The organism is Desulfitibacter alkalitolerans DSM 16504 (genome assembly GCF_000620305.1).
GTDB lineage: Bacteria > Bacillota > DSM-16504 > Desulfitibacterales > Desulfitibacteraceae > Desulfitibacter > Desulfitibacter alkalitolerans.
This window is the reverse complement of sequence record NZ_JHVU01000018.1, coordinates 131,055-147,030: the sequence shown is the minus strand read 5'-3', so window position 1 is coordinate 147,030 and position 15,976 is coordinate 131,055. Positions and strand designations below refer to the sequence as shown.

Below are 15,976 nucleotides of genomic sequence, written 5' to 3'. Positions count from 1 at the left end.
CAGTTTACAATGCTAAGAAGGGGCCGGCCCATAGGATAATTATCTCAGTTACCCTGGCCGGCCTTTTTCTAACTATCAGCGCAGAAATATACTGCATATTTATTTCCTTGAGTAAAAAAATGCAAACCAGGGAGCAGTTTTTTGATAGGACATAAAATTATAGCCTATAAGGTTTTTTGCCCCCCACTTTTCCTTGAATTTTTTAATGCCCTTATTAATTCCCAGGCCCATGTTAATGTACTTCTTGCCTTTCTTTTTCGCTAATTGCACCATTTCATATAGAAGGAGGTCAGAGGTTCCGGGCACGTGGTCCTCCTCATCTCCAGTGATGTTGAAAAGATAGAAACAAAAGCCACCGTGGCTGAAATCCACTATGTTGTACCCCAAAAGCTCATCCATTGTTCTTCGTCCTGACCTGTATGCGTTAATGACCACAGCACTCTCAGAATGGGCAATATAATCAGGGATATGGTGGAAAAAGCTGCTTGCTGTATCAGAAAGCCTCTTTTGCTTTAAAAACTCCAAAAGCAGCTTGTGGTTATGTATGGAAAAATCCCTGCTGATGGTGATTTCCAGCTCCCTGCCGGCCCTGCTAACCATATTTTTGACTTTAGATGGTATCCTTAGGTTTTGTACATCTAAAACAGAGTAGCTGTCCCTTTCCACAGTGGTATTTTCTAGCTTGTAGCCTTTTAAAGGAGGTTCTATTGGTGCTATAATTTTTACTTCTTTAGGCTTGTATTTCTCCACTACCTTCTCCAGCACAACAGACATTTCTTTATATGCTCTATCCCTATTCTGATTCACTAAATAAAGTTCAACTGCTCCTAGAGGATACCCAATGAAGCTTATCACATCTTCAAGCTTATAATATAGAAGCTTATCTTCTATAAAAGCTTCCATTTTGGAAAAGGTCTGAAAGTAACCTGGCAAATGCTCGGGTATATATGCCTTTTCTAAAATATAAGCCAGTTCATCTTGAGAAAGCATTAGTATATCACCTTTTCTGCTTTTTTCTTAGTTTAATATTTCTGCACAGAACACCTCCTTCCTTCCCAATAGCTGCAATATAACAACATATAAGCAGAATAAATTTCTGTAAATAACCTGTAACTAAAAAGTTTCTAATACATTGACAGCAGTATTCCCCATGCAGTATACTGCATGGTAAGGAGGTTGTTAGATGAACCAATTTATATCAAAAACTACCTTAAAAGAACAAGCCTACAGCTACTTAAAAAAAGCAATTCTCAAGGGCGAAATAGAAGCAGGAAGAATTTATTCTGAGCAGTGGTTTGCAGATTTTTTAGGGGTATCTCGAACCCCTGTAAGAGAAGCAATACTGCAGATTAGGCAGGAAGGCCTGCTGGAAACTCTACCATCCAAGGGAATTATTGTTAAGGAAATATCTCCAGCAGATATTGAAAGCACCTTTCAAATTCGCCAGGCAATAGAGGGCTTTTGTGTTGTATCCATAGCAAGGGAAGTCAACAGCCATGCAGCACAAGATTTGTTGAACTCACTCTATACCCTAATTGATACACAGAAAGAGGCAGCAGGGTACATGAACAGCTATAGGTTTACTGAGGTAGATGAGTTATTCCATAGGCATATAATCAATTTTGTTAATAACAATAAATTTGTAGAAACCTTTGACGATCTTCGTATTCGCGTATATAGATTGTGTATGGATACATTAAAAACTGAAGGACGAATGCGTGAAACGGTAAATGAGCATTATGAAATTTATGAAAAAATGAAAGCTGGGCAGCCCTGGGAAGCCTATATGGCAATGAACCAACATTTAAGCAATGCTAAAAAACTGTTACTATCCGTGTGCAAGCACTAATATCACAAGAGGAGAGAGATTATGGAATTAACCTCAAAGGAAAGAATTTTAAGAACCCTGCAATTTATGGAATCAGACAGAATACCATGCTCACCATTTGTTTTTGATGCCTGGTTTGGACTTGCTCCAAAGGATTATGCTGACAGGCTTGTAGAGCATACCGATATTATGGTGGCTGTACGTCCCGGAAGCAAGGCTGAAACCTGGATTGGAGGTGTGCCGCATAATATCAGCAAAAGATTTTCTACACCAGATGGCAACATAAGAGAAGTGATTCACACTCCCAAGGGAGACTTAACTGCCACAATAAAACCAACTGGAGATCATATTGATTGGTATGTTGAACATCTCTTCAAAACTCCAGAGGATGTGGAAAAGTTCCTCTCCATTCCCTATAAACCCCTTGATCCGCCCATGGAAAACTTTTATAAATGGGAGAGCTACATTGGTACACAAGGGCTTGTTCTTGGGGAAATATCTAATCCCTTCTATTGTCCTGCATATTACTTTGGTACTGAAGAGAACCTTATTCAAACTTTTAGCAACAAGGAGCTGATTACCAGCTTATTAGATGCACTTGTAATAAGGGCTTGTGATGTAATCAGGAATGCAAGCAAATTAGGGGTAAAGGTTTGGCGAATAATTGGTGCAGAGTATGCATCTCCCAGGGTATTACCGCCTCACTTCTTCAAGGATATAATTGTAAAGTATGATAAGCAGCTGGTAGACACTATCCACGAATGTGGAGGGATAGCCTACATGCACATGCATGATAAAATGATGGATGTAATAGATGATATCATTGAAATAGGCCCTGATGCTTTAGATCCTTTAGAAGCGCCGCCATTAGGAGATGTGGATCTTAAGGTTGTCAAAGAGCGTCTTGGTGATAAAATGTGCCTGGTAGGCAACATTGATGATATGAATGTCCTTTCTAGAGCTTCAAAGGAGGAAGTTGAAAGGCTTAGTTTGGAATGTATAGAAGCTGCCGGCAGGGGTGGAGGCTACATCCTGGGAGGCACTGCTTCAGGACTATTCATGCCTAAAACTGTAGACAACTTCATTGTAATGGCAGAGGTATGTAAGAGGGTGAAACCATAGGTATACAATATATACTGCTAGGCTTCAAAAAGAAGAAAGAGGTCTATTCACATGAATACCCTCTTTCTTCTTTATATATATATATGGTTGAGGAGATTTAGGCTATATATCAATTGCTTAGCACCAAAATGCCAGTTATGCACCTCTAAAAAATAAGACAGATTAACTATTCAATTGTCTTATTTAGTCCATTTTAGATAAGCGCCCTTCATGGGTGAGGTGGCCATGGATTGAAATAACCCTAGAACACCCTTGTTCTCTTTAACTGGTCTAGTCCAGTTCTTTTTACGCTCTGCTAGTACTTTTTCAACTTCTTCCTTACTTGTTTCTTTGCCTGCTATTCCTACTATTTCCAGCTTCCTTGCAGGAATGTTTACTGTAATCAGGTCTCCTTCTTCTACTAGGGCCAGGGGCCCTCCTGTTGCTGCTTCTGGGGACACGTGACCTATTGCCGGTCCTCTGGTTGCTCCTGAGAATCTTCCGTCTGTTATCAGTGCTGTTGTTGCTACTAGTTCTGGGTTTGTATATATGGCTTCTGTTGTTCTAAGCATCTCCGGCATTCCTGCTCCCTGGGGTCCCTCATATCTAATGATAATCATGTCTCCAGGCTTTATTTCTCCTGATAATATTGCTTCTACTGCTGCTTCTTCACTGTCATATGGTTTTGCCGGTCCTGTGTGGACGTGCATTTTGGGGTCTACTGCTGCGTGTTTTACTACTGCTCCTTCTGTGGCCAGGTTTCCGTATAGTACTGCTAGTCCTCCACCCTGCTTGTATGGCTTGTCTATTGGTTGGATTACTTCTTCTGTTGTCAGGCCATAGTTTCTTAGGTAGCCCTTGCCCACTTGGAAGTAGCCGTCTCTTTCTAATTCTTCCAGGTTTTCTCCTACTGTTTTGCCTGTGACTGTCAATGCATCCAGGTGCAGGTAGTCTTTTAGCTGCATCATTAGTCCTGGTACTCCTCCTGCAAACCACAGAAGTTCTGTGGGCCATTTGCCGCTTGTTTTCAGGCTTACTAGTACTGGTACTTTGGCGTGTATTTCTTCAAACAGGTCTGCTGTTATGTCCAGGCCTACTTCATGGGCTATTGCCGGTATATGCAGGGTTGCATTTGTTGAGCCTGAGATTGCTGCATGGATGACGATTGCGTTTTCAAAGGCTTTTCTTGTTAGTATTTGTCTTGGGGTTATGCTTTTTTCCATGAGCTCTTTTACTTTTTCTGCTGCTTTGTATGATAAGTGCTCCAGCTGGTTGATGCTTGCCGGCATCAGGGCGTTGCCCGGCAGGCTCAAGCCCAATGCTTCTGACATGGTCTGCATTGTGCTGGCTGTGCCCATGAATTGACATGCTCCACAGGTTGGGCAGGAGTTGATTTGTTCTACCAGCAGTTCATGGCTTGTGATTTCCCCTCTTTTTTCTTTGAAGCCTGAGCCATAGAGCTTTTCTGATGATAGATAGTCTGGTCCTGGCATCATTGCTCCACCACTAATATGGATCCCTGGCATGTCAAGTCTTGCTAATGCTTTGAGATGGGCCGGTATTGATTTGTCACAGCTTGATATGAGCATGATGCCGTCAAAGGGTGAGCTCAGGGCATGGATTTCCACCATCATTGCTATGACTTCTCTTGATAGTAATGAGTAGTTCATTCCGTCATGGGCCATGGCTATTCCGTCACACATGTCTGTTACCGTGTATACTGCCGGTTTGCAGCCCACGCTGTATAGTCCATTTTTTGCTGATTTTACTAATTTGTCCAGGTGATAGCTTCCTGGGTGGCTGTCTCCAAATACACTGTCTATTAACACCTGTGGCTTTGCAAGGTCTGATGGTGTCCAGCCGCTTCCCAGGCGCAGTCCATCTCCCTGGGTGTTTACTTTTCTAAGGTGTTGGCTTTTTAGCATGGTTTTTTCTCACCTTTCATTTTGAAATTCTCAAGACTAGTAATGCTTAATATATATCTTAACGTACTGCCCATACAGTTAAAGCAGGAATGTAAGTTATAAGTAACAATATAAACAGCATTAGAGCAATAAATTTCAGTATGGCCTTGCTTAATTGACCCAGGGGAACTCCCGAAATATTACTGGCAACAAATAATGCTGTTCCAACAGGAGGAGTAAGCAGGCCGATTGTCACGTTAATAACTAATATTAGTCCGAATTGTACTAAGTTAACATCTAATGAAACTGCAATGGGCACTAATACTGGAGTTAATAAAATAATTGCCGGACCACTATCTAAAAACATACCTACAACTAATAACATTGCATTTATAAGTATTAAAATAACATACTTGTTATCAGAGATAGACAAAATATACTGGGCAACCTGTCTTGGGATCTGTTCACTGGCAAGAATCCAACTAAATAAGGTAGCTGTAGCAATTATAAATGATATAACTGCTGTATTAATGGCTGCCTGGGCAAAAACATCTGGCATATCCTTAAAACTTAGCTCTTTATATATAAACTTTCCTACAATAATCGCATAGACTGAAGCAATTGCTCCACCTTCAGTAGGAGTAAATATTCCAAATCTAATACCAAAAATAATAATAATAGGCATCATTAAAGCCCAAGATGAATCCTTGAACCTTTTCCATTTTTCCGTTCCAGATACCCTGCCTTCCATGGGATAATCGTTTTTAATGGCAATGAAGTAAGACATAATCATTAAACCTAAACCGATTAATAAACCGGGCACAATACCAGCTAAAAATAAGTCTCCAATGGATACCTGGGCTGTTACTCCATAAAGTATTAAGGCAATACTTGGAGGTATAATTAGTCCAATACTACCAGAACATGCTACCAATGATGCGGAAAAAGCTTTATCATAGCCCCTTCTAGCCATTTCTGGAACCATGAGAGATCCGATGGCTGCAGTGTCTGCTACACCGGAGCCTGAGATGCCTCCCATAATTACACCTGCAATGGATACTACCTGTGACAAGCTTCCTTTAATTCCTCCAACTAACCCAAGGGCAAAGTCAATAATTCTTTTTGTTATACCCCCCCTATGCATCAGGGAACCGGCCAACATAAAAAATGGAATAGCCATGAGAGGAAAAGAGTCCACACCAGCAAACATCCTCTGAATTACTACAGTAATAGGATAACCACCAGCGAATACCAGAGAGGCCGTTGATGCTATTCCTAATACAAAAGCTACTGGTATACCTAACAATACTAGTGTAAAAAATGTTATAAATAATACTCCAACCAAGTTATCACCCCTTCCACTGCTTTATGTCCTCTATAAGATTTCTAAATAAATATAAGACCAATAATGCAGTACTTATAGGTAAAGCATAATATACATATTTCATGGGAATTTGCATGGCAGCACTAAGCTGTCTAGCTCCCAATTGCAGCATTGTGAAGCTATTATAAAAAAGGACTGCAGCAAAAACTATCATCAGTATATAACCGAAAACCTTAATAGCTTTAAACAACCATGGCGGAAATTGATTAATCAAACTGTCTAATGATACGTGAGATCTTCTGCGTAAAGCCAGTACTGCTCCAAAAAAAGTCATCCACACAAAAATATATCGTCCAAGCTCTTCTGACCATGATATGGAGTTTTGAAAGACATACCTGAATACTACCTGGGTAAAGATTATTGTTAACATGGAAAACATTAAAAAGGAGCAAAAATAATACAGGATTTTATAGAGCTTTTCTTCCAGTCGAGAAAACACCTCACATCCCCCCTTGTGGTATATTTACAGCATTCCCCAGATTGAGGAATGCTGTATTATATTGTAGTTTTTCTAGAACTTACTTTGCAGCTTCAAGGATTGCTTCATATAAGTCCATACCATATCTTTCAGCAAATTCTAAGTGAACAGTTTTGGCCCTATCAGCAAATTCACTGACATCTGGATAAGTAACAGTAATGCCTTTATTGTTTACCATATCGTCAAGAAGCTTATCTGTTAATTCAGCCACTAATTGGTTCTGGTACTCGGCAGATTCCCTTGCAGCTTCATAAATAGCTTGTTGCTGTTCAGGTGTTAGTTTTTCATAAGTTCTGTTGCTCATTGATAAAGTAACATATTCAAACTTATGGCTAGTCATTGCAATATGGCTTTGAACTTCATAAACGTGGTTAGCATGGATATATGGAATTGGATTTTCCTGGGCATCAACAACGCCTTGTTCTAATGCACTATATACCTCACCCCAAGCCATTGGAGTTGGGTTAGCTCCTATTGCTCTCCAAGCAGCTACCCAGGGTGGTATCTCTGCAACTCTTAACTTCAAGCCTTGTACATCTGCAACTGAATTTACTGGTTTGTTAGTTGTTAACTGCCTTGGTCCCCTTTCCCAGTAAGTTAAAGCTCTAATATTTGAGCTTTCTAAGAGATTTGCCGCTAATTGCTCTCCTATTGGTCCATAAATAACCTTACGTAAGTGTTCTTCATCTTCGATTAGATAAGGCAATTCTAATATTTGGAATGAAGGTTCAAAGTTGCCAATAACTCCCGCAATTAATGCAAAGTCTACTGAACCCATTTGCATACCTTCTGCCATATCTCTATCATTACCTAGTGTTGAGTTAGGGTATAGTTCAATCTTTACAGTTCCATTTGTTTTCTCATCGACTAACTCGGCAAATCTTTGTGCAGCCTTGTGCCAAATATCTTCATCAGAAACAATATGACCCAATTTAAGTACAACTGGTTTAGGTTTTTCAGTTTCTCCACCTGATGGAGCTGTTTCCTTATTACCAGAACAACCAACAAAAACCAACATTGAAACAAGCAAAACAACACAAATTAAAAGCTTATGATTCCTCAAATTATTCTCCCCCTTGTTTTCTCTTTATTGTTAAAGCACCCTATCTAACAGCATCAATTATTATTCCTATATTAAATTTGAACTCTGCACCCCCTCCATTAGTGCTAATGCTATTAGATAAGCTACACCTATTCTGCTATCATCAATCATATATTGCGTAAATATTACCTTTTTCTAAATACCGTACAATTTTAACCAGGGAGTCCTCTGTGCCAAATCCACCTGCTTTTGTAACTATATGGATTCCATCACAATCTCCACCTTTAAGTCGTCCCGATGGAATTCCAGGCAGAAGTTCTTTTTCTAAAGTAATTCCACAAGCTCCCATAACCTTGGTAGCCTGGGTTAGAGTTCCTCCTCCAGAAATAACAAGATCAGTAACTAGTCCCTTCATTATTAGCTCTTTAGCTATCAAACCAAGTGAATCGGCAATTTGCTTACCATACAATCTTACATTTTCTGATATTTTATAACCCTCTAAGGCTTGTCTATCCTTAAGTAGGGTATCAACTGCTATAAGGGTTGCCTTTTTTCTTTTAAGTATTTCCTCGGCTTTTAAGGTCACTTTTTTAATTTCCTCGTTAATATTCCCTGTCCTAAGTATATCTGTTGAAAACTCAACAACTTCAATATTTAATGACTTTTTAAGTTCATTAATTTGATCTGCTGTAACTTGATTATAGGTACCAGCCAATACTAGTACTGAGCACTCTTTGTTATTAAACTTAAAAGCTTTATCATCCATAAGATTTAATACTATTGGCATATAAGCACCCAAACCAGCGGATCCGGCAATAACTGAATCATTAACAAAAAGCTTGAGGGCTTTAGATATAATGTATAAATCATCTTCGGTAACAGCATCAACCACAATAAACTTTGCACCAGCATCTTTCAAATTTAAAATCTTCTGCTGCAGGCTAAACATTCCTTGTCTGACAAAGCTTATATTAATTAAAGCTACTGTTTCATTTACCTCTTTTTCCAGCATCGTAGGCACATGACATACTGGAAAGCTTGTGTTATTTCCATCGCCCCCTTGGTCTATCAGCAAGTAGCCATTTTCCACAATACGATTATTTGCAGAAAAAGCAGGTACTATTATACTTGTTACTAACCCAAGCTTGTCCATAACTGCCTTAATCTCCACTCCTGGGTTACCTCTGAGTGTGGAGTCGATTTTTTTGTAAAAATGGCTGCATCCATTTTCTTTTAGAAGCTTTGTTACTTCTGAAACATGCTCATAGGCCTGGTCTGCAGTTAAAAGTCTAGTATCAGTATTAACAGAAATTACTTTAACCGTATTTTTGAATCTTTTAAGCTTATTTAATTCCAAGACTACTGTTGTAGCTAGACCATGCTTGCTAAATTGAACTCCTGTATCATTTGCCCCTATTAAGTTGTCGGCTATTATACCTATCTTTTTCACATTATCCATCCTCTTTATTTTCTATTAAATATATTTAGCAATATTTGTGCCAGAAATGGAAAGCACCTGATACTGTAGTATTTAAGTTGAATGGCCCTTTGTAATACCTCTTATAACTCTTGCGAAATCTTTCAAAATGAAATGGGCCCTGTAAAAACTTGTCGTTTTTCCCAGAACCCAAGAGGAGTTTAATCCTATCCTTCATTTTGCAATACTTTCTTTCAACTTGAAAGGTTTTTCGTCTTTCTCCACAGAGTCGTTGTGCTAATACCTAAAATGTTTGCAGCCTCTTCCTTGGTTTTTGAAATTTTAAGAGCTTCTCTGATAACCCCGTTTTCTATTTGCGCAAGTGTTTGATTTAGGTTTATGGATATTTGGTTAGCTAGCTCACCATTTTTGTTCCTAGTGTCAAGCAAATTAATTAAATCATCTGGCGCAACTTCCAAACCATCCTTCAACACGACCATTCTTTCAATTATATTTTCAAGCTCTCTTACATTACCAGGCCATTTGTACTTTTCAAGTATTTCAATGGCTTCTTTGGAAAAGGCAGGCATTGGCCTGTTTAGCCTTTTAGAATTTTTTTTGACAAGATAATTTGCCAGAACAGGTATATCCTTAGGTCTCTCTCTTAAAGGCGGTATATTAATGTTTAATACATTTAAGCGATGATACAAATCTCTTCTAAACAAACCCTTTTCAACAAGCTGTAAAATATTTTTGTTAGTTGCAGCAAGCACTCGAACATCAACCTTGATTAGCTTGCTGCCACCAACTTTCATAATTTCACGCTGCTGCAAAACTCTTAGAAGCCTTGCCTGAATTTCTAAAGATACTTCACCAATTTCATCTAGAAAAATCGTGCCTTTGTCAGCAAGTTCAAACAAACCTATTTTCCCGCCTTTTTTTGCACCTGTAAAAGCACCTTCCTCATATCCAAACAGTTCGCTTTCAAGAAGGTTTTCCGGTAATGCAGCACAATTAACACTTACAAAAGAATAATTTTTACGTTCACTATGGTTATGAATGCTCTGTGCAAATATTTCTTTGCCCGTTCCAGTCTCTCCAATAATTAATACATTAGAATCAACACCAGCATACTTCTTAGCTGTTTCTATTACTTTTATTAGGCAATCACTTTTAGTTACTAAGTTATTAAAGGTATAATTAGCATATAGACCATGGTTGGTATCTACAGCACTCTTCTGTTTCATCCTTTCAATGATCTCAACACCATTTAGTGTACAGACAGCTCCGATGGACTCTGAACCAATAACGATAGGTGTGATGTTAGCTACTATGCCCATTCCTTTATGGGTATGGTAATCACTAATGCGTTTCTGTTTAAATCTTAATGCATCTTCAAAGGCAAACTCAGGTAGTACCTTTGTATAGTGTTTATCTAAAATTTCACTTTTGCTAAGGCCTAATAATATTTCAGCTTTCTTATTGATAAAACATATAATCCCCCTCTGGTCAACTGCCAACAAGCCTTCAAACATGGAATCCAACGCTTTATTAATCCACTCAAATCTAATAACCTCATTTTGCTTGGCAGTTAATACATCGCTAGCAAGGGTTATTGCTTGTCTAATTGATTCACGTCCATATGATATTGTAATAGGGATAATGCCGTGCTTTTCACATGCTAGTCTATGCTCTTCTTGAACCACGGCTACTTTTAAGCCCAGATCTTTTAACCCCAAAAAGCACTTTTCTACTTCATGGGTGAGATTAATCTCGTATAAGGATATCCCCAACAGCCTTTGTGCATAATGCATACTACAGTTTAATGCTTCACACTTGATAATAGCTATTTTGTCACTTATTTTTTTCGCCTCATTCAATGCAGAAAGTATATCCCAGCTTGTAAAGGTTAATTCTGTCACAGGCAGGTTAACAACAGACTTAATAGCCGAGGTAGTTTTACTGTTGCTAATAATTATTTCAATACCATTGCTCGCAAGTTTTTTGGCCATATTTATCGCAGCAGAGCCTTCCCCAATGGAGATATGCACTTTTGCACCAAGCTCCTGGCATACATCCCTTGCTAAAGTAGCCATATCCTTACGAGGAACGATCATTGCTATTTTAGTTATGTTCACTACAAATCCCCCTACTAAACTTAACCTCACATATTTTATCAATCCAAAATAAACAACTGAACATAAATATCAGTTAAGTACCTTTAAAAAATAAGACAGAGTAACCGCCCCACTATCTTATTCAATTAATTTTGACTTACCAACCCCTGGTATATTCACTAAAACAGCTTAAACAAACAATCTTGCCATCCTTGATCCTTCCCCTTGGTTCCATGAAGAGCTCTCCACATGCTTCACAGGGAATTGACTTGAATATTTGGGCCTTTTCAGGCAGTTTAACATCTACCCATTGGACAGTGCACACCTCACCCTCTGGTGCCTCCAGGATATGCCTGATTCTATTTTCCTTCATTTCTTTAAAAAGCTGCTTCTCCTCTGCAGAGGCCCTGCCTGTCATAACCTTTTCTCTTAACTCATCATCTGGTCTATGGGCGTTACCAGCATCCATAACTATTCTAACAGACTTTCCATTATTACGCAGGGCAAAGGTAAAGGCTGACTTTCCAAGATCTTTAAAAATTAAATTGCCCTTTCCCAGGGTACAGCCTGTTACTACTTGTATCCCATCTACACTGCAGGAATCGGTCTCCACTATGGCAATTAATTCCTCATCTGCTGCACGTCCATACATTAGTTTTTCCAGTGCAAGTGCACCTGCCCTTACTCCATAGGCAAGACCGGGACAAGCATGGCCATGAAACTCTACTGCTTTTTGCCAGAGTTCATTAATATTTTCTACGGCTTTCATATCTGCCACCTCGCTATTTTTTATTAAGCATTTAAACATATTGATAGATTTTCTTGCTCGTATAATACAATATCTTTTGATTTTAACCAAAGGCAGTTTTTCTTTAAACAATTTTATCATATTTACTTATTTAAACAACCGTTAATAAACCCTGCCAATATTGAAGATTTAGTGAATTTCTTGGTTTAAAAAAGGATTATTTAGAAAAATATAAAACTATTGTTAATATAAAGAATAAAACTTACTAGGAGTGATGTTTTTATGAAATACGAACTGCCTGAATTGCCATATGCATATAATGCTCTGGAGCCCCATTATGATGAGCAAACAGTAAAGCTCCACCATGGTGCACACCACAAGGCTTATGTTGATGGGCTTAACAATGCAGTCTCAAAGCTTGCCGAGGCAAGGGAAGCTGGGGATTTCAGCTTGGTCAAGCACTGGGAAAGGGAGTTGGCCTTTCATGGATCAGGCCATATACTCCATACCCTTTTCTGGAACAACATGTCGCCCAATGGAGGCGGCTCCCCTACTGGACAAGTTGCTGAACAAATAGAAAAGGACTTTGGGAGCTTTGAAGCTTTTAAAAAGCAGTTTTCTGCAGCAACAGCTGCCGTTGAAGGCTCTGGATGGGGAATTCTCGTATGGAATCCCCATGGAAACAGATTGGAAATTATGCAGGCTGAAAAGCATCAGGATTTAACCATCTGGGGAGCAATTCCACTTCTTGTCTGTGATGTGTGGGAGCATGCCTATTATCTTAAGTATCAAAACAAAAGACCTGCCTGGATAGAAGCCTGGTGGAACCTGGTAAACTGGCAGGATGTTGATTCTAGATTGGCAAAGGTAAAGAGCTGAGCTTGGTATAGCTTCACAAGTATTACAAAAGGGAGTATGGCAAACTGCTTTTTAAGCAGCTGGCCATGCCCCCTTTATTTTTTATGTATGGCTAAAATACCCAGTTAAGGTGTCGCTATTATTAGTAGCAAATAATACAATTTTCATACAGAAAATCGTTAATCTTAGAATAATTCCCCCTATCATAAAAAGCTAGCAATTTGGCATTGAATTCAAGAAGGTCTTTTTCTTTAACAGTAAAGATACCTTTCCCTGTAGATATAAGTATTTTATTTGCAATTAATGTACTTGTTCTTTTGTTACCATCCCAAAACAATTGACTACGTGTGGCCCATAAAAAATAATATATGGATCTTGAAGTTACAGAGTTAAGGCTTAATATTTCGTTGAGTCTAATTATTATTTCCTTTTCATCTGGTACAGGAGGAATATATGCAGTTCCTGATATTCCTACCTTACCATTTCTCAAAACTCCCCATTCTAGAGCTTCATTTCTTGCAACCTCAGAGTGTATTTTACAGATATAATCCAAAGTCAATGGAGCTTCAATTGTTTTTAGCATATATCGCCATGCATTTCTAAGGTTAAGTATGCACTCTATATCATCAATACTAACTCCTGGAACATTGACACCACTTAATATGGTTTCTGTTTGCGGGAAGGTAACATTGCAACCCTCTAGCCTAGCACTATTGTAGATGTTTTGTACAATTAATTTTTTTGCATGAAATACGTTTTCTTTAACAGACATGTTACATTTATCTGGATAGTTTTTGAAAGCCATTGCCATACAAATCCTTTCTTTTCTCTGTTTATATATATTTTACCAATATGGTCCAAAAAATAAAGAAGACTTGGCCTTTACCTGCTCCTTAGCTTCATCCCAGAAAGCTTGCCATAGGTTAAGGTTCTCCAAACCCACTCCATGGGGCCAAAGCGATAGCGTTCTAACCAGTATCTGCTGATAAAGATTTGAGCAGTAAAAATAGTAATTGTCAAAACCATTCCTGCAGCATGCCCAACCTGGCCATAAAGTCCCAACCCATAACTGTAAAAAATAGTTGTGCAAACCATGGATTGGAACAGATAATTGCTTAAGGCCATTCTGCCCACATATGCCAGGGGCTTTAATCTCTCCATCCATTGTCTATTTTGGTACAATAACACAATTGATGTCATGTAGAAAACACTTAGACCAGGATCTGCAAAAACCCTGGCACCCATGTTAATCAAATCATAGAAAGAGGCAGTAACCGGGTCTATCTGAAGTTTGCTTGTATATTTTACAATGCTCATGGTAAAGCCAATAATCAAACTCCACTTCCAAATTCTTTTTATAGAGGGGAGATTGGCCTCAATGTTCTGGAACACACCCCTTTTGCCGGCATAAAGACCTAATAAAAACATGGGAAAAATTAAAGGTGCAACAAAAAAGAAATAATTATATGTAAAGAGGGTGTCCTCCACACGCTGGGCCATTAGCTCAGCAAAGGTACCCTGACTATAGGCATAAAGAGAATTGTCTACCTTACTTTCCATAACGGCAAAAAATTCCTGCATGTAAGCAGCATAGCCTGCTTCATCTAATAGCCCTGTGGATAAAACCATTAAAGCCACAGGTAGTACTGCTATAAAGAAAAATACTGCAATCCATATAAGAATGGTTTTAGGTTTGCGGTTAAAGAATAAGGGCAATAATAAACCAAGTAGTGCGTAAGAAACGAGAATATCTCCAAACCAGATAAAAAAAGCATGAACTAAACCTATAAGCAGTAATATGAAAAGCCTTCTATAAAAAAGAAGTGTCGGCCTGCTGCTTCTTGCCCTGGCCCTCTCAATAAATATTACAAAACCAAGGCCAAAAAGAAAGGAAAACATGGAATAGAATTTCCCCTCAATAAAGAGGTTGATAACTGCAAAAACTGCTTTATCCGAGGCAGCTGTCCACATTTCCCTGCCTAGTATTTCCAGGTACATAAGGGGGTAACTGAAATATGCCATATTTACAATTAATATTCCCAGCAGGGCAAATCCGCGTATAACATCAAGGACTTCAATTCTTTCCTGGGGCTGCACAGGCCCATCTATTAGTGTGTTATTTAAATCCACACCCTGGGGTTGGTCGTTCATTTCATCAATCCTTCCTTTGCATATTTTGCCTGATTTTATTTTTTTAAATTTTTTATTAAAAACACATATATTTTAACATACATACAAAACCCCATAAGATCTGGGGTAACAATTTAAGAGGCACATGTTCTATTATATATATAGCCATTATATAGCCCTACAGGTGTTTCCGCAACATATACAAGTGACAGTATGCAGCCTAACAGCTAAAATGGTCCAGGCCTTTGTGCTGCAGCTTCTGTATTATATCTATGATATCAAAAAAATCTTTCCATATAACTTCAAAATATAGTAAAATTGGAGTCAGAAATATTTTTTGTAAAAAGGTTTTAATTCTCATTTTGCATTGAACTATGAAACTATAGACAAATTTTTTCGTCTATATAGTTACGAAAACCCTGTTCTAACCCTTACCATGGCTTTATTTACGTAATACTTGCTCTAATTAAAAATGAATTTGGAGTTGAAAATATGATTGTATCACTTATTGTACCTGTAGTAATTATTGCCTTGATTTTGCTTTTAATTGTAGGAGTTAAATTAAACACCGAAAAAGAAGGAGGAGAAGATGTGATAAAAAATGTCTATATCTATTTAGTCTTATTTGCAACATTAATGATGACTATTGGTGGAAGTGTGGCAGCCTTCATGGCTGTTGCAGATATAGTTGCACCAGCACCCTATTATCAAACCTTTGATGAGTACCAAAGATGGGGGGTGCCGGAAAAGCCTCCTGGTGAAGGCACAGATGAACCAGAACTATCCCAGGAAGAGTTAAGGGCAAGATACGATGCCCTAGTTGAAGCAGAAAAAGAACGGCAGGTTTCCATGGCCAAAAACAACCTGATTAAAAGCTTCGGATGGATAATTATTCCCTTCCCCATATTTTTATACTTCCAAAGACGTCTGGTAAAAAAAGAGGAAGGGATTTAAGTTAAGCAAAAAGCG

14 protein-coding genes are annotated in these 15,976 nt (G+C 38.5%); 4 read left to right on the top strand and 10 right to left on the bottom strand.

Going from position 1 to position 15,976, the window contains the following annotated elements; all coding sequences use genetic code 11:
• Window positions 1–99: 99 nt before the first annotated feature.
• Window positions 100–990 (bottom strand): hypothetical protein, encoded by an 891-nt coding sequence (locus K364_RS0100770; protein ID WP_028306427.1) that lies wholly within the window; start codon window positions 988–990, stop codon window positions 100–102.
• Between the two features lie 193 nt (window positions 991–1,183).
• Between K364_RS0100770 and K364_RS22360 the strand changes: the two genes are divergently transcribed.
• Together K364_RS22360 and K364_RS0100755 are read left to right on the top strand one after the other, a co-directional pair.
• Complete coding sequence (locus tag K364_RS22360; RefSeq protein ID WP_051533712.1) at window positions 1,184–1,849, top strand: GntR family transcriptional regulator; 666 nt, start codon at window positions 1,184–1,186, stop codon at window positions 1,847–1,849.
• Window positions 1,850–1,870: 21 nt separating this feature from the next.
• Entirely contained in the window at window positions 1,871–2,950 is a 1,080-nt protein-coding gene (locus K364_RS0100755; RefSeq protein WP_028306425.1) for a uroporphyrinogen decarboxylase family protein, read from the top strand.
• Window positions 2,951–3,129: 179 nt separating this feature from the next.
• Here the strand turns inward: K364_RS0100755 and ilvD are convergent, their stop codons facing one another.
• The 7 genes from ilvD to K364_RS0100720 all read right to left on the bottom strand — a co-directional run bounded on the left by ilvD (window position 3,130) and on the right by K364_RS0100720 (window position 12,040).
• The gene (ilvD, locus tag K364_RS0100750) at window positions 3,130–4,854 is read right to left on the bottom strand and encodes a dihydroxy-acid dehydratase (protein ID WP_028306424.1); all 1,725 of its coding nucleotides are present in this window, start codon (window positions 4,852–4,854) and stop codon (window positions 3,130–3,132) included.
• A gap of 58 nt (window positions 4,855–4,912) precedes the next feature.
• Window positions 4,913–6,178, bottom strand: coding sequence for a TRAP transporter large permease (locus K364_RS0100745; protein ID WP_028306423.1), 1,266 nt, complete (start codon window positions 6,176–6,178; stop codon window positions 4,913–4,915).
• Window positions 6,179–6,182: 4 nt separating this feature from the next.
• The gene (locus K364_RS0100740; protein ID WP_028306422.1) at window positions 6,183–6,656 is read right to left on the bottom strand and encodes a TRAP transporter small permease; all 474 of its coding nucleotides are present in this window, start codon (window positions 6,654–6,656) and stop codon (window positions 6,183–6,185) included.
• Window positions 6,657–6,735: 79 nt separating this feature from the next.
• Window positions 6,736–7,758 carry a TRAP transporter substrate-binding protein gene (locus K364_RS0100735; protein ID WP_028306421.1) on the bottom strand — a complete coding sequence of 341 codons (1,023 nt, stop codon included), beginning with the start codon at window positions 7,756–7,758 and terminating at the stop codon, window positions 6,736–6,738.
• 142 nt (window positions 7,759–7,900) lie between these two features.
• Window positions 7,901–9,187 (bottom strand): four-carbon acid sugar kinase family protein, encoded by a 1,287-nt coding sequence (locus K364_RS0100730; protein ID WP_028306420.1) that lies wholly within the window; start codon window positions 9,185–9,187, stop codon window positions 7,901–7,903.
• A 221-nt stretch (window positions 9,188–9,408) separates the two neighbouring features.
• Entirely contained in the window at window positions 9,409–11,292 is a 1,884-nt protein-coding gene (locus tag K364_RS0100725; protein WP_051533711.1) for a sigma 54-interacting transcriptional regulator, read from the bottom strand.
• 136 nt (window positions 11,293–11,428) lie between these two features.
• The gene (locus K364_RS0100720; protein ID WP_028306418.1) at window positions 11,429–12,040 is read right to left on the bottom strand and encodes an FmdE family protein; all 612 of its coding nucleotides are present in this window, start codon (window positions 12,038–12,040) and stop codon (window positions 11,429–11,431) included.
• Window positions 12,041–12,301: 261 nt separating this feature from the next.
• On the opposite strand from K364_RS0100720, the gene K364_RS0100715 reads away from it, so the two are divergent.
• Entirely contained in the window at window positions 12,302–12,898 is a 597-nt protein-coding gene (locus K364_RS0100715; RefSeq protein WP_028306417.1) for a superoxide dismutase, read from the top strand.
• A 121-nt stretch (window positions 12,899–13,019) separates the two neighbouring features.
• On the opposite strand, the gene K364_RS0100710 is transcribed toward K364_RS0100715, so the two are convergent.
• Window positions 13,020–13,682 (bottom strand): Fic family protein, encoded by a 663-nt coding sequence (locus K364_RS0100710; protein WP_051533734.1) that lies wholly within the window; start codon window positions 13,680–13,682, stop codon window positions 13,020–13,022.
• 77 nt (window positions 13,683–13,759) lie between these two features.
• Window positions 13,760–15,028, bottom strand: a complete 1,269-nt coding sequence (locus K364_RS0100705) for a DUF418 domain-containing protein (protein ID WP_051533710.1) — start codon at window positions 15,026–15,028, stop codon at window positions 13,760–13,762.
• A 471-nt stretch (window positions 15,029–15,499) separates the two neighbouring features.
• Between K364_RS0100705 and K364_RS0100695 the strand changes: the two genes are divergently transcribed.
• Complete coding sequence (locus K364_RS0100695; RefSeq protein ID WP_028306414.1) at window positions 15,500–15,961, top strand: hypothetical protein; 462 nt, start codon at window positions 15,500–15,502, stop codon at window positions 15,959–15,961.
• Window positions 15,962–15,976: the final 15 nt, after the last annotated feature.

Excerpts from the sequence above, each read along its gene's own strand:
- K364_RS0100705 (WP_051533710.1), bottom strand. The coding sequence starts at position 15,028 with ATGAACGACCAACCCCAGGGTGTGGATTTAAATAACACACTAATAGAT.
- K364_RS0100755 (WP_028306425.1), top strand. The coding sequence starts at position 1,871 with ATGGAATTAACCTCAAAGGAAAGAATTTTAAGAACCCTGCAATTTATG.
- K364_RS0100720 (WP_028306418.1), bottom strand. The coding sequence starts at position 12,040 with ATGAAAGCCGTAGAAAATATTAATGAACTCTGGCAAAAAGCAGTAGAG.
- K364_RS22360 (WP_051533712.1), top strand. The coding sequence starts at position 1,184 with ATGAACCAATTTATATCAAAAACTACCTTAAAAGAACAAGCCTACAGC.
- K364_RS0100715 (WP_028306417.1), top strand. The coding sequence starts at position 12,302 with ATGAAATACGAACTGCCTGAATTGCCATATGCATATAATGCTCTGGAG.
- K364_RS0100770 (WP_028306427.1), bottom strand. The coding sequence starts at position 990 with ATGCTTTCTCAAGATGAACTGGCTTATATTTTAGAAAAGGCATATATA.
- ilvD (WP_028306424.1), bottom strand. The coding sequence starts at position 4,854 with ATGCTAAAAAGCCAACACCTTAGAAAAGTAAACACCCAGGGAGATGGA.
- K364_RS0100710 (WP_051533734.1), bottom strand. The coding sequence starts at position 13,682 with ATGGCTTTCAAAAACTATCCAGATAAATGTAACATGTCTGTTAAAGAA.
- K364_RS0100695 (WP_028306414.1), top strand. The coding sequence starts at position 15,500 with ATGATTGTATCACTTATTGTACCTGTAGTAATTATTGCCTTGATTTTG.